A 13,299-nucleotide genomic window follows, 5' to 3' on the forward strand; every position below is an offset into this window, starting at 1 on the left:
CTGTTGCCGGCTTTTCTGTTTTTATGCCTGATGTACCACCCGTTGAGGGAAGGGAATTTGAACATTGTTTACTCTCAACGCATCCAGCACGGCTTTGTTTATCTCATACTTATGTGTGAAGTAATCCAGGCTGGGAACCCACACGCGATAGCCGATAACAATGGCACTGTCATCGAAACGATCGATACCTACTTCAGGCTCGGGTAGTTCTTCATCCCCTAGCGCTGATTCGATAGCCTGCTTAACGACGGCAAGCGCAGCATCCATATCAGAGTCATAAGCAACGCCCACTTCTGCTTCAATCACCCGGTCGGCCTGAGAGTTATGCACGATCTCCCCAACAATATGTTTATTGGGGATCATGATCAGCTCGCCATCCTCATTCTCAAGCAGGGTATGGGCGAGGTTAATCTCTTTAACCACACCATGAACGCCTTGCACCCGAATGGTATTACCGATGGTAAACAGACGGGTCAGAATGATAGTCAGGCCCGCCGCATAGTTGGACAACATGCCCTGAAACGCTAAACCTGCACCGAGAGATGCGGCACCAATGGCGGCAACAAACGGGGTGATGGCGATACCCAACTGGTTCAGGGTCATCACAACCACCATCACTATGATGGTTATCTTGACCAGGTTGGCTAAGAAATTTGCCAGGGTCACATCAACGCTGTGTTTTACGCATAAATTGTAGATCCAGATACCGACCTTCTTTGCTATCCAAAGGCCAATAAGCAGGACGACAATAGCACCTAGCAATTGAAAGCTGTATTCAACGAGAAAATCAGCAATCAGGTCATAATACTTCTGAAACTCTTCAATGTTTTCTTCCATCTCACTGCATTGCTCAGCTGTGGCGACTGTTGCTATTAAAAATATGTCAGTTCTGGGCTAAATGACAGAAAAGGAAAGGAAATTAGTGAAAGTCGCCGTTGGGAAATCGTAACCCCGCCATGTATGCTCAACGGCGTTCAAGCTGCAAAAGCTGCACATACAAAAAACCGGGCAAATAGCCCGGTCATGGTTAACTAGATAGAGAGAAAATCAGGGACTTTCGCGGTATTTAGTTAACGCAACAAACGCACGTTCGCTCACTTCGTCAGACTGGTCGCTCTGATAAAGCTTGTGCAAACGGGTTTCCAGTTCATCGCTGTAGGGTGCTGCGACCAGCACTTCCAGTGCGGCAAGGCGCACTTCGCTGCGGTCGCTGTCCAAAAGCATCACGACATTGTCCAGCATATGCTCTTCAGTGGCGCCATGAAGTAAATGGAGGGCTAAGACCTGTTGTTCTGGATCGGCTATTTGATGCAACTGCGTGTGAACATACTCAGCAACACCGGGTTGGCTGGGTTCGTTCTGTAATCGCTTCACAGCATCGGCTACGGTCAGCCTGTCTTTGATGCTCAGCTCGCTGTTGATGACGAGCCCGTTAAGGTATGTCGCCGCCAACGCTGGCTGACTCAGGTCATAGTTGGGTGCAGTTGCACCTTCTTGCTTTGAAAAATAGTCAGCCACCAGGAACCAACGCTCAGCATTACTCAGGTTTGCATCACTATCGAATGCGACCAGGTAAGATATTTGAGTTTCGGCAGCTTGGGGAGGGACTACTTCAATCGCTTGTTTTACTTCAACTTCGAGAGGTTTTTGCACAACAGTAGCTTCCATTGCTACGGGTTGTGTTACTGGGATTGCTTGAGCGATCTCCTCGGAATCACTGGAAACTGAGTTCACAAAGGTTGCAAACCCGGCACCAAATAGTACCAAGAAGATGTCTCTATAACTGAGAATCATTGTATTGAGCTCCTTGAAACGTCCGCAACAACATACTCATTCCTGTCGGGTACGTACCACTTTCTCCAATGTGTCCTTTTACACGCGATGCAAGGACATTCTTCTACTACATAGATGACTACCGAGCGCACAAATCACTTCGTTTGACCCTGAGCTTTCACAAGCGTTATTTATCTTGTGATAGCTAAGTACTTAACCCACAGGTTAGGAACGCAGGGAGAAAACGGGAGTGCGACTTGACGCTGCTCTACCAATTTCTTCCTTGTGGAACTTAAGTAGCCATCCACGGGATATTATAGGCGTTCTATCAGATGATGCCCACGGGTATTTTGATATTCTGTTACAAGTAACATAACAATTATGTAACATTTGACTGGTTGTCTAAATTTCTGACATTTAAATCAGCGAGTTAGAAGCATTCTTATTTAAGTGTTTGCTTTAGAAGAAAATAAAAAATTTTTTTTAATAGTGACCTTGGTTTTGTTCATATAACGCCATAACAATGGTTTAGCGATAACTGTCTTTTTTGCGATCACCGCTCTTTGGAGGCTCCATCGTCAGTCATTTTTGTTACGGGTCACATTTTTCTCGCTGGGGTTTAGTTGCACTGGCGTTGTTCGCCTTTGCCGGTAACTCGGTACTATGCCGTTTGGCATTGGCGGATTTTCCCAGAGATAGTGCGATCTCAGATCCCATCACCTTTACACTTATCAGGCTACTTTCCGGCACCCTGGTGCTATTCGTTATCTGTTTAGCTCTACCAAATCAGAAAACGGTAGCGACTCGCGAACCTGATGCTGCTGATAAAGCAGCGGTTAACAAGCCCAAACATTTCCTTTTGCGCTGGCTACCAGGGCTTTGGTTAATGCTATATGCCCTTGGCTTCTCGTTTGCCTACCAGTATCTGGATACCGGCACGGGGGCGTTTATTCTGTTTGCGACTGTCCAGCTTTCACTTTTTGTGGCGGCCAAACGGGGAGGGGAGCAGTTTGGTGCTTGGCAACTGGTTGGTGCGCTAACCGCTTTATTGGGTTTGTTCTGGCTATTGGTTCCGGCAGAGTTCGAATTTGCTGACTGGTCGCCCATGGGTGCGATGGGCATGTTTTTGGCGGGGGTTGCCTGGGCGCTGTATACCCTGGCGGGCAAACAAAGCGCCAAACCGATTTTAGATACCCGTAATAACTTTGCCATCAGTTTGCTCTGGCTGGTGCTGTTGCCACCCTTGCTTCTGTTTCTCTACAGCCTTGCCTCGGTAGACACCCATATCTCCTTACGCATTGTTATAGAGACAGAAGGTCTGTGGTTGGCGGTATTCTCCGGTGGTTTGGCTTCCGGTGTTGGCTATGCGGTTTGGTATAGCGCATTGGGTTATCTGAAAACCAGTGTCGCTGCCGTGCTTCAACTCAGCGTTCCGGTACTGGCAACTGCTGGAGGTGTGATCTGGTTGGATGAATTGCTCACCACACAGATGCTGGTTTCAAGTAGCCTTATCCTGTTGGGTATTGCGCTGACCATAGCGCCGTTTTCTTCCTCCAAAGCCAACAACTAAACGAACAACGAATACAAAACAACGAAAAGAACAAAGGAAAACTAGATGAGCAAAGCACAGGCACCCGTCGTTGTACCCATCACCATGGCTTACGCAGAGGGTGGCTACACAGCACCCATTTATGTGGGTAGCGAAAAACGACTGGTGAATGTGCTGCTCGATACTGGCAGTTCAGCGTTGGCCGTTAGGGCAGATAAAGTGCAGCCGGATCAGGATGCGCACCTGAAACCGACGCCGCTGGCACAAGCGATAGCTTACGGTGCGGGCGGTTGGGCTGGGCCCGTCGTGCATTCGCAAATCGGCATAGGCCATGACGAGCAACAGGTGGTGTTAGACGATGTTGCGTTGGCGCTGATTGTTGAAGAGCCGCAGCGAAACTTTTTTGAGGCCGATGGTATCTGGGGGTTGGCATACGCGCCACTCGATACCGTGCATGATATGTCAGACTACCTGCACCAGCAGGGCAGTAACCCGGCCCATACCTATCCCTGGCCGTTTAATGCGGTGGCGGATCACAGCGAACTAAAGAGTTTCCAATCCCTGTTTAAGCAATACCCAACTGTGCATATCACGCCGTACTTTACCGCGATGGAAGAGGATGGACGTTGCAGCAATAAATTCGCGCTGTATACCCAGCGCGCTTTCTATCACATGACAGAGTTGCACGAAGCCGAAAGTGAATTGCTTCATGACCCGCTGAATAAAGGCTACCTGATCCTGGGCGGTGGCGAGGAGCATACCCACCTTTACCACGGTGAACTGGAAGCGGTCTCAGTGGTACATGATGTCTACTACAACACCCGCATCAAGAAGTTTCAGGTAGACGGGTTTGAAGCGATGGATGTTGAACGTATTCAGCCCAAGTATGAAAAGAGCTACCAAAGCAATAGCATCTTTGATTGTGGCTCCAGCTTCCTGGTGTTGACCGATCCCATGTATCAGTACTTTACCGACTGTCTGAGCAAACTTGAGCCCGGCTTGCTGGATCTGGTCACCCAAGGCCAAAAAGCCGCCCGTCAGCTAAAAGGGATGCCAATGAGCAAACTGCATCTGCCACATTGGCCAGATCTACACTTTGTGATGGAAGGGGAATATGGTGACGTTACCTTAACTTGTCCTGCCACCCACTACTGGCAAATCAATGCGCCAGGTGAGGGCCAAGCCATGTTTACTGTGGTTGGTCAAATAGATGGCTGGGCTAATCAGTCCATTCTGGGGCTGCCACTGCTAAGTAACTATTTTTGTGTGTTTGACCGCAGCGAACATGAGTTGGGTGTTATTCGAACAGCTAAACGTGCGCAAGTTGAGGAAATTTAGTGATTTGCAGACACTTTTGGTGTTAGGAGATTGTTAACACCAGCATAGAGTGATAGAAAATACTGAGCATAACTTCAGCCCTTTTTGGGCAAGATGACAAAACCCGACATAAAAAGATCGGGGAGAGCTAAATGCAAGGCTTCGGGATCACACTAACACCATTGGCTGAAGAGGACTTTCCTCTGTTCCAAGAGCTCTATTCGCATCCAGATGTGATGCGCCATATCGCCTATCCGTTGACAACCAGTTCAGCGAAAGAGTTTTTTTCATCTGTTCTTTCTGAAGCAAGTAAATCTAATCCCGCTTTCACCTATTGGAGCATCACAAAAGACAACGATACTAAAGTTGGATTGATTGGGCTGATTTTTGGCTCTAAAGGTGAGCCTGAGATTGGCATCATGATGAGAAGGTATGTCCGATCGCCAAAGCTAGCTGATAAAGCAATGAGCTTCGTGCTTGAGCATGCATTTAGTGAATTGCAAAAAGATAGCGTTGTAGCCAACATCAAAGATTCAAATCTGGCAGCAATTAATCTTGGCAAACGTTTAGGTTTCCAATTTGACCAGCCTATTGCTAGCCATCCTCCAGCAGGCAAATGGATTATCAATAAGGAGTCATTTACCAGTGCACTCCATTAAATCGGGTAGGTTGTCTGTTGTTGGAACAGGCATGATGTTGGGGGCACATATTACGCCCATCGCGAAAAGTTATATCGAAGAGGCCGATATCGTTTTTGCGTCAGTTTCACACAGTGCGAGCGAGGCATGGCTGAGTTCATTAAATCCAAATTTTTATAGCTTGCAGCAGTTTTATGGCGAAGGTCGTTCTCGCGAGCAGACGTACGCATTGATGGTGGAAACAGTGCTCTCCGCCGTCAATGATGGCAAAAGCGTGTGTGCTGCATTTTATGGGCACCCTGGTGTGTTTGCTTGGGCGCCTCATGAGCTGGTTAGAGAAGCACGAAGGCTAAGCATCGAAGTCGCGTTTGAGCCGGGTATCTCGGCAGAAGACTGCCTTTATACGGATTTGGGCATCGACCCTGGTGATGTAGGGTGTCAGCATTTTGCTGCCAGTCAGTTTATGTACCACCAAAGGCGTGTCGATCCTTCTGCTTATCTTGTTATCTGGCAACCAGCTATGGCAGGTGACCTCTCGATGACAAGGTTTGAACCCGATGCGCGTTACCTTCGTCTATTGGTCGAACTGCTGCTAGAAACTTATCCTGCGGGTCACAAGGTTGTTTTATACGAGGCAGCAACACTGCCGTTTGCAGATATGCGTTCAGACGAAGTTTTATTGGAGAAACTGGCCGAGCAGCCTATGGCTATGCATACAACCTTGGTGATACCGCCCAGCCAGCCATTAAAACGTAACCTTGAGATGATAGAACGCATTAAATCTTTATCAGAAAAAGCTTAAATAATGAGTTTTAAAGTGGAAAGTGAAGTTTGCTTTCCATTCTAATAGAAACGGCCTTAGGCCAAAACACATAAAAGGAAGTGAAATGAGCAACCTTATTAAGTTTGCAGTTGAGTTTGGTTCAAGCGCAAAGCTTCGCGCAATGAGTGAAGCAGAGCTGATTGAAGTGATGGAGTCTTATGAGCTGACACAAGAAGAGCAAGCAGCAATTCTTAGTCGTGAGCCCAAGCGATTGGCAGACCTTAGCAATGGGGATGTATATTGCGTTCTTTTCCCTGAAAAACCCGAAGATGAAGAGGGCGAAGAAAAGAAAGAAGATAAAGAAGAATCACAGAACTTCTTGAAAGCAATTTAATGTTTATTCATTTTCTTAGAAAAATATGCGTGGTGGTAGCAGCAATGCTATCGCTCGCATTTTCTTTTTTGGCTCAAGCGCAAAATATTGACGAATTATTAGCTAATGCTGATTCTGCCAGAACAAAGGAAATTAATCTTTATAAAGATCTGTTGTCAAAAATATCTGACTCCAACTTTAATCTGAGCGCGAGTCAACAAGCTGATTATGATTACCTTTGGGCTTTCTACCTCTCAAGAACGGGGAAAACTCAAAATGCAGTAGACATATATGAGAGGGTTCTACACCAAGAGCATTCGACAAAAGCATCCTTTAAAAGCCTTATATCTTTATCAAATTTATATAGTGTTCTTGGAGAAACAGAGAAAGCCTATCAATATGCTTTATCTTTTTCTCATGAGAAATACTCGGATGTTGAGCCTGGTTTGAGGCACGATGCAACGTTGCTATTTGCTTATAATTTGCTCAGAACAGGCTTGTACAAAGAGGCAGATAACTTTATCAATAGCTTCGATCTAGATAACGTTGCAGAGCGAAGTCGGTGCTTGAAACTCACTGTGGATACAGAACTAGAGTTCAGACTTAAAAGAATGCCTGCCGATCAGAATTGGCGAAGCGATGATGTTAGATATTGCCATGACATAGGCGAGCATATACTGGCCTATATTTCGACTGTGTTTATTACTCATAATTTGGTTGAAAATAATCGCTCAATAGAGGCGCTTCAGACACTAGTCTCTGATTTAGAGGGTGTGATATCCACTAAGTATGATAACTTGTTGGGTTACTGGTATTCGACCATGGCAGAGGCTTGGCTTAAAAATGGAGGATTAGAACAAAGTATAAGATATGCAGAGCTCTCTCTCGAATATGATTCAGATAAAAGTAATTATAATTCTCAAATAAATGCTTATAGGGTTTTGTATCAAAGTTATGAACGTCTTGGAGACAAAAAAAACGCGCTAGAATATTTAAAATCCTACCAAAATGTTTACGAAACTGCACAACACACACGCGTTACATCTGCAGTTGCGTTTTATTCAGCAAAGCTTAAAGCCGAAGAGTCACTGAGAAAGATTGAGACATTAAATGAACAGTTAGCTTTGTCAGACCTAGAAACCAAAGTCTCCAAAGTAGAAGCAGAAAATAATCGTCTTTATTTAATGATGACCTTAATGGTTGTTGTTGTCCTTATTCTCTGGGTTTATAAAACCAAGTTACACCAGCTGAAGCTGAAAAAACAGGTTGAAATCGATGCGCTGACTGGCGTGCTATCGCGCCGTTATTTCACCGAAAAGCTGGATAAAGCGCTGCAGGTGGGTAAAGCCAGCAATCAGAACGTCGCCTTTATTATCTTCGACCTGGACCACTTTAAACGTATCAACGACAGCTTTGGTCATCCGGCGGGTGACTGGGTATTACAGATGGTAGGTGAGGTGTGTGCCAGCAGTGGCCGTCGTGCTGATTTGGTTGGCCGTTTGGGTGGCGAAGAGTTTGGTATTTTGCTGCCGGATTGTGATGTTGAAAATGCCGCCCGTGTTGCGGAGAAGTGCAGAGCGGCGATCGCCCGTATCGACAGCACTCCATCGGGTCACAGCTTCTCTGTTTCCGCCAGTTTTGGCGTGTCGGCGGCATCGGTTGCTGGATTTGATAGTCGTGCAGTGATCTCCGATGCGGATAAAGCACTATATCTGGCTAAGAAGCACGGACGTAACCGGGTGAGCGTATCGCCTAAGTTTGATGGACTAAACAACCTGGGAGCCGGTATTTGATAGGCCTGTTTTAATTGCTATTTGTGGGAGCCTTGTCAGGTGGAGCTTGTTATATTAGTTGATACTGAATGCGACTCCACTGATAGCTTCACCGTGTTTAAGGGTAGGACGGGTCATCGTGCTTGAGTTTATTGAAGAAGATGATGCGCTGATTAAAGAGCATCCCTACAAGTTTGACCCCAGCTACGGCTACAGTCTGAAGCAGTTGCTGACTGTAGAGCCGTCTGACGAACCTTCAGATTTCGACCGGTTCTGGCAAAAGCGCTACCAATACGCCATGAACTGGTCACCACGCCCCACGCTTCGAGACCTAGACAGAGATTGGCTGGGTTGGCGCGTTTGCGAAATTGAATATACCTCCACCGAGAGCTTTCCTATTCGTGGCTGGCTGTTACTGCCGCGCTCCGGCAATGTGCGCCGCGCGTTTGTTATTGGTCATGGTTACGGCGGTCGTGATGCGCCGGACTTTAACCTGCCGTTTACTGATGCAGCGCTACTATTTCCCTGTTTTCGTGGCTTGTCGCTGAGCCAAAAAGCGCCAATATCCAATGATCCTCAATACCATGTTTTGCACAACATTGATGATCCAACACGCTATGTGATTGGCGGCTGTGTTGATGATGTATGGCTGGGTATTTCCTCGTTGCTCAGGTTGTTCCCGCAAGTCGAAGGACATATAGGTTATTTGGGTATCAGTTTTGGAGGTGGCGTTGGTGCCATGGCCACCGCGTACGACCCGCGCATAACACGTGCTCATTACAACGTGCCTACCTTTGGTCACCAACCGTTACGTTTAACGCTGCGTACCCGTGGCAGTGGCCAGGCCGTGAGGCGTTTCTATCGTCATAATCCTGAAATAACTTTGCGTACACTGGGGTATTTCGATGCGGCTACTGCAGCTAAACGGATCAAGGTGCCAGTGCATTTTGCCTGTGCCCGTTTTGACCCTGCAGTTGCGCCTCCTGGCCAGTTCGCCGTTTACAACGCAGTACCCGGAGAGAAAGAGTTGATGGTATTGGATGCGGGTCATCACGAATATCCGCGTCAGGCGATTCAAAACAACGAGTTGATGGACCAGTTGAATCGCTTTTTTAGTTCACTATAGGGTTAAGGGATTAGTGAATCTCTAATCCAACCCTCTTGAACTCTCTTGGGGAAGAGGGCTAGGGTAAGGGGTGTTCATCACCCACAACAGATTATCTAACGGAAGGAAGCAGGGATGTTGCAATGAACCGGGAGTATCACAAGTGGTGGAGTGATCGGTTAGGTCGGGATATGGAATTACTGGTGTTTGGTCATGCCGGCGCCAAGGTCTTGGTATTTCCAACCCGGGGTGGGCGTTTTCATGAATATGAAGATATCCGCATTGTTGAATCGGTTCGACACAAGATTGAAGCTGGGCAGTTACAGCTGTTCTGTGTTGATAGTGTTGATACCGAGAGTTTCTATTGCTGGTGGGCCCACCCTCAGGGTCGTATTGACCGCCAGAAAGCCTACGAAGAGTACATTCTTAATGAAGTGATGCCGTTTATGCAGATGAAAAATCAGCATGAATGTGTCATCTCTCACGGTTGCAGTCTCGGCGCCTTCCACGCCGCAAACATCGCCTTTCGGCATCCTCATCTATTCAAAAAGCTCGCCGCGTTTTCGGGCCGTTACGACCTGACACTGAACGTGGAGTATTTTAGTGATCTGTTTAGTGGTTTTTACAACGAAGATATCTACTACCACACGCCGACCCATTTTTTGCCTAATCTGGATTGTGGGTGGCGTCTGCACCATTTGAAGCAGATGGATATTGTGTTGGTGATAGGGGAAGAGGACCCTTTCTACGACAACAATCGTTTGCTCAGTCAGATCTTGTGGAGCAAAGGTATCGCTAATCAGCTGCATGTATGGGGTGAGCGCGCCCATCGTGGCTATTACTGGCGGCGAATGGCGCCCGTGTATTTGTAAACCAGAAATTCTGTAACCCTGTGTATCGATAACCAAGTTATCTTGAATCAGAGTGCTGTCAGAGGTTAGGAAACGGAGTTGCTATGGCGAAGTATCGTTTGCTGATGTTGATGTTTGATGGTGTTGAAGTGTTGGATTTTGCCGGTCCTTTTGAAGTGTTCAGTGTGACCGATGAAGAGCAGGGTGGCGAGCTGCTGGACGTTAAACTGGTATCGGTTGACGGCATGTGTGTCACCGCCAGAAACGGTTTGTCGGTGAATGTCGACGCCGCATATTCTGATTATGATGAAGCCGATATTCTGCTGCTCCCCGGTGGTAACGGCACACGCGCACTGCTGAGTGATGAAAAGCTACTGGCTTGGATAGACGGCGTTTCCAGAACCACGGTGCATACTCTTACTGTTTGCAGTGGTGCTCTGGTATTGGCTAAGACGGGCTTACTGGCTGGATTAGACGCGACAACTCACAATGACTGTTTCGAGTTGCTGGCAGAGTTGGCTCCCGATGCTAACATCAAAAAATCAGCACGCTTTACTGATAATGGCCATATCGTTACGTCGGGCGGGATCTCCGCGGGTATCGACATGAGCCTGTATATGGTTGCCAAATTGTTTGGTGAACAAGCGGCAGAGCAGACTATCAAGGTGATGGAATACCACAGCGATGCCTGGCGGGCGGAGTAAACGACCAGAGGTTAAGAGGAGTCGGCGTATTATGGCAGTACCAAATCGCAGTCAGTTACATCCTGGATTACCTGTGGCTATTGTTCAGAAGCAGGACCAACGCAGCGGTAAGCTGACTGAGGGCGTTATTAAAGATCTATTAACCCGTTCCCCAACACACCCTCATGGCATTAAGGTGCGCCTGGACAGTGGCGAAGTTGGGCGGGTGCAGGAGATTATCGAATAGTCTCTTCATGACTGGCTTTTATATTATTTATACTTCTATTTTAACCGCCGGTTGTTCACCCTCCGCCGTTATCATTTGTTCCTTTCTACGATTCCCCTATAATACCCGACCAAATTGCTCTGGAATTACGCTCCAGTTGGCTGTGAATATTTGTAGGAAGTTGTTGTGTCTCAGATTGTTGTTTGTGCCCTGTACAAGTTTGTTCGTTTAGATGATTACCAGGCGATCCGCCAACCATTAACCGATGCCATGAATCAATATCAGGTCAAAGGTACCTTGTTGCTGGCAAGTGAGGGCATAAACGGCACTGTGGCGGGTTGTAGAGAAGGTATCGACAATCTGCTGGCATGGCTGAAGCGCGACTCTCGACTGGCCGATATTGAATACAAAGAGTCATACACGGAAGAGGCGCCTTTTCACCGTACCAAGGTGAAGCTGAAAAAAGAGATTGTGACCATGGGCGTTGAGGGCATCGATCCGCGCCATGTGGTAGGTACCTATGTTGAGCCAAAAGACTGGAATGCACTGATCAGTGACCCCGATGTACTTTTGGTTGATACCCGTAACGACTATGAGATCAACGTGGGTACGTTTCAGGGAGCTGTGAATCCAAACACAGAAAGCTTCCGTGAATTTCCCGAATACGTTGCGAATCAGCTAGACAAAAACCAGCACAAGAAAGTGGCGATGTTTTGTACCGGCGGCATCCGTTGCGAAAAATCGACCGCTTACCTGAAAGAGCAAGGGTTTGATGAGGTCTATCACCTGAAGGGTGGGATTCTTAAGTACCTTGAAGAGGTACCTGAAGAGGAAACGCTTTGGCAGGGTGAATGTTTTGTATTTGATGAGCGCGTTACTGTAGATCACCAGTTAAATAACGGCAGCTATGAGATGTGTAATGCCTGCCGCCTGCCGATCACTCAGGAAGACAAACTCAGTGATAAGTTTCAGCTGGGTGTGAGTTGCCCGCACTGCTACGACAAAACCACACCAGAGCAACGCGCCCGCTTTGCTGAGCGTCAGAAACAGGTGGAGTTGGCAAAGCGCCGGGGCGAGTCCCACATCGGAAGCGAAGCCAGTCAAACCCTGCAGGAACGTAAAAGCGATAAGGCGCGCAAGAAACAACAGCAACAACTGGCTGCAAAAGTGGGCGCAAACAAGTAAAGTGCTCGCCTGATCCTCGTTTTACGGCTGTTTAATAGAGAGAAGATGCAAAACCCGTTATGCCCATGCGGCTCTCAGCAAAGTTATCAGCAGTGCTGTGAGCCATACCACCTCGGTGAGCAACACCCCCAAACCTGCGAACAACTGATGCGCTCTCGTTATAGCGCGTTTGCTATGGCAAAGGGCCAGTACCTGTTTGATACCTATCACCCCGATTTTAGGGGCGATGACCAGCCGGAAGATTTTGCTGAGTCAGCCCGACGTAGTAAATGGCTGAAGCTTGAGGTGGAAGCTGCGCAGGGCGGTGTGTTGGATGAGTCTGGCTGGGTTAAGTTTGCTGCCTGGTTCTACGAGGGGAAACGGGTGATGGTGCATCGAGAGCATTCCCGCTTTGCAAAACTGGCGGGTCACTGGGTCTACACAGACGGCGACTTCAAACAGCCCGATACGCTCAATATTGGCCGAAATGATAGCTGCCCCTGTGGCAGTGGCAAAAAGTTTAAGCGCTGCTGCGGCAGTTAGCCTTGGTTAAAACCAAGGCAAGACCTTTAAGGAAGAAAATATGGCAACAATTTTGGTAGTTCGCAGCCACGAGTTGGGACACGAAAAAATACGCGAACTCAGCGAACAGATTGCAGGCAAGTTGGCGGAAAAATACGGGATTGAATGGGCGTGGCGCGAAGAACATCTGGTGTTTCGCCATGACGGTGGTGCCGATGGCCACCTGAAACCGACTGCAACTGATCTGGAAATCTCCATCAAGCTAGGGTTTATGCTGTCGATGTTCAGAGGCAGTATTGAAGACTCTATCAACGAGCAATTGGATAAACTTTTAGGCTAAGTTTTGAGCGGGCACAGCCAAATACGCTGTGTCCTGACTGTTCAGACCAGAACTTTAGCTATCGCTTTTTTAAAAGCTAATACACTGAAATAAATAATTAAATCTCTTCTTCTGTAGTAAAACGCTACGTTCAACATTCTTTTTCTTGAAAACTGTCATTAACCATTCATTTACATCCGTGTAACAACAGCATAGCCTGTATGTGATATCGCTCACATAATAC

At 47.4% G+C, this 13,299-nt stretch carries 15 protein-coding genes; 13 read left to right on the forward strand and 2 right to left on the reverse strand.

All coding sequences use genetic code 11. From position 1 onward, the window contains the following. Positions 1–21 precede the first annotated feature (21 nt). The gene (locus tag ABEA14_RS16560; RefSeq protein WP_345341528.1) at positions 22–837 is read right to left on the reverse strand and encodes a mechanosensitive ion channel family protein; all 816 of its coding nucleotides are present in this window, start codon (positions 835–837) and stop codon (positions 22–24) included. Positions 838–1,047: 210 nt separating this feature from the next. Further along, positions 1,048–1,794 carry a hypothetical protein gene (locus tag ABEA14_RS16565; protein WP_345341530.1) on the reverse strand — a complete coding sequence of 249 codons (747 nt, stop codon included), beginning with the start codon at positions 1,792–1,794 and terminating at the stop codon, positions 1,048–1,050. A gap of 526 nt (positions 1,795–2,320) precedes the next feature. Between ABEA14_RS16565 and ABEA14_RS16570 the strand changes: the two genes are divergently transcribed. From ABEA14_RS16570 to ABEA14_RS16630, 13 genes are all read left to right on the forward strand, one after another. Then, positions 2,321–3,343 carry a DMT family transporter gene (locus ABEA14_RS16570; protein WP_345341531.1) on the forward strand — a complete coding sequence of 341 codons (1,023 nt, stop codon included), beginning with the start codon at positions 2,321–2,323 and terminating at the stop codon, positions 3,341–3,343. A 45-nt stretch (positions 3,344–3,388) separates the two neighbouring features. Continuing rightward, a complete protein-coding gene (locus tag ABEA14_RS16575) occupies positions 3,389–4,660 on the forward strand; it encodes a pepsin-like aspartic protease (protein WP_345341533.1) in 1,272 nt (423 codons plus the stop codon). A 131-nt stretch (positions 4,661–4,791) separates the two neighbouring features. After that, entirely contained in the window at positions 4,792–5,298 is a 507-nt protein-coding gene (locus ABEA14_RS16580; protein WP_345341535.1) for a GNAT family N-acetyltransferase, read from the forward strand. After that, on the forward strand, positions 5,285–6,079 hold the full coding sequence (locus tag ABEA14_RS16585; RefSeq protein ID WP_345341537.1) for an SAM-dependent methyltransferase: 795 nt from the start codon (positions 5,285–5,287) through the stop codon (positions 6,077–6,079). The genes ABEA14_RS16580 and ABEA14_RS16585 overlap by 14 nt, the downstream gene beginning before the upstream one ends. Before the next feature lie 85 nt (positions 6,080–6,164). Beyond that, positions 6,165–6,434 (forward strand): hypothetical protein, encoded by a 270-nt coding sequence (locus tag ABEA14_RS16590; RefSeq protein WP_345341539.1) that lies wholly within the window; start codon positions 6,165–6,167, stop codon positions 6,432–6,434. Beyond that, on the forward strand, positions 6,434–8,206 hold the full coding sequence (locus ABEA14_RS16595) for a tetratricopeptide repeat-containing diguanylate cyclase (RefSeq protein WP_345341541.1): 1,773 nt from the start codon (positions 6,434–6,436) through the stop codon (positions 8,204–8,206). Before ABEA14_RS16590 ends, ABEA14_RS16595 begins: the two co-directional genes overlap by 1 nt. 118 nt (positions 8,207–8,324) lie before the next feature. After that, complete coding sequence (locus ABEA14_RS16600; RefSeq protein WP_345341543.1) at positions 8,325–9,311, forward strand: acetylxylan esterase; 987 nt, start codon at positions 8,325–8,327, stop codon at positions 9,309–9,311. Positions 9,312–9,433: 122 nt separating this feature from the next. Next, positions 9,434–10,162 carry an esterase family protein gene (locus tag ABEA14_RS16605; RefSeq protein ID WP_345341545.1) on the forward strand — a complete coding sequence of 243 codons (729 nt, stop codon included), beginning with the start codon at positions 9,434–9,436 and terminating at the stop codon, positions 10,160–10,162. Between the two features lie 83 nt (positions 10,163–10,245). Continuing rightward, positions 10,246–10,845 carry a DJ-1/PfpI family protein gene (locus ABEA14_RS16610; protein ID WP_345341547.1) on the forward strand — a complete coding sequence of 200 codons (600 nt, stop codon included), beginning with the start codon at positions 10,246–10,248 and terminating at the stop codon, positions 10,843–10,845. A gap of 31 nt (positions 10,846–10,876) precedes the next feature. Further along, on the forward strand, positions 10,877–11,071 hold the full coding sequence (locus tag ABEA14_RS16615) for a YwbE family protein (protein WP_345341549.1): 195 nt from the start codon (positions 10,877–10,879) through the stop codon (positions 11,069–11,071). A 165-nt stretch (positions 11,072–11,236) separates the two neighbouring features. After that, positions 11,237–12,235 carry an oxygen-dependent tRNA uridine(34) hydroxylase TrhO gene (gene trhO / locus ABEA14_RS16620; protein ID WP_345341551.1) on the forward strand — a complete coding sequence of 333 codons (999 nt, stop codon included), beginning with the start codon at positions 11,237–11,239 and terminating at the stop codon, positions 12,233–12,235. A gap of 45 nt (positions 12,236–12,280) precedes the next feature. Further along, positions 12,281–12,757 carry a YchJ family protein gene (locus ABEA14_RS16625; RefSeq protein ID WP_345341553.1) on the forward strand — a complete coding sequence of 159 codons (477 nt, stop codon included), beginning with the start codon at positions 12,281–12,283 and terminating at the stop codon, positions 12,755–12,757. Positions 12,758–12,797: 40 nt separating this feature from the next. Further along, positions 12,798–13,076: a polyhydroxyalkanoic acid system family protein gene (locus ABEA14_RS16630; protein ID WP_345341555.1), complete on the forward strand. Its 279-nt coding sequence runs from the start codon at positions 12,798–12,800 to the stop codon at positions 13,074–13,076. Positions 13,077–13,299 lie beyond the last annotated feature (223 nt).

It is taken from the genome of Corallincola platygyrae, from assembly GCF_039544265.1.
Lineage (GTDB): Bacteria > Pseudomonadota > Gammaproteobacteria > Enterobacterales > Neiellaceae > Corallincola > Corallincola platygyrae.

What these genes read in the sequence shown, in the direction of transcription:
- ABEA14_RS16560 (WP_345341528.1), bottom strand. Translation starts at nt 837, where the DNA reads ATGGAAGAAAACATTGAAGAGTTTCAGAAGTATTATGACCTGATTGCT.
- ABEA14_RS16565 (WP_345341530.1), bottom strand. Translation starts at nt 1,794, where the DNA reads ATGATTCTCAGTTATAGAGACATCTTCTTGGTACTATTTGGTGCCGGG.
- ABEA14_RS16575 (WP_345341533.1), top strand. Translation starts at nt 3,389, where the DNA reads ATGAGCAAAGCACAGGCACCCGTCGTTGTACCCATCACCATGGCTTAC.
- ABEA14_RS16580 (WP_345341535.1), top strand. Translation starts at nt 4,792, where the DNA reads ATGCAAGGCTTCGGGATCACACTAACACCATTGGCTGAAGAGGACTTT.
- ABEA14_RS16590 (WP_345341539.1), top strand. Translation starts at nt 6,165, where the DNA reads ATGAGCAACCTTATTAAGTTTGCAGTTGAGTTTGGTTCAAGCGCAAAG.
- ABEA14_RS16595 (WP_345341541.1), top strand. Translation starts at nt 6,434, where the DNA reads ATGTTTATTCATTTTCTTAGAAAAATATGCGTGGTGGTAGCAGCAATG.
- ABEA14_RS16605 (WP_345341545.1), top strand. Translation starts at nt 9,434, where the DNA reads ATGAACCGGGAGTATCACAAGTGGTGGAGTGATCGGTTAGGTCGGGAT.
- ABEA14_RS16610 (WP_345341547.1), top strand. Translation starts at nt 10,246, where the DNA reads ATGGCGAAGTATCGTTTGCTGATGTTGATGTTTGATGGTGTTGAAGTG.
- ABEA14_RS16615 (WP_345341549.1), top strand. Translation starts at nt 10,877, where the DNA reads ATGGCAGTACCAAATCGCAGTCAGTTACATCCTGGATTACCTGTGGCT.
- ABEA14_RS16625 (WP_345341553.1), top strand. Translation starts at nt 12,281, where the DNA reads ATGCAAAACCCGTTATGCCCATGCGGCTCTCAGCAAAGTTATCAGCAG.
- ABEA14_RS16630 (WP_345341555.1), top strand. Translation starts at nt 12,798, where the DNA reads ATGGCAACAATTTTGGTAGTTCGCAGCCACGAGTTGGGACACGAAAAA.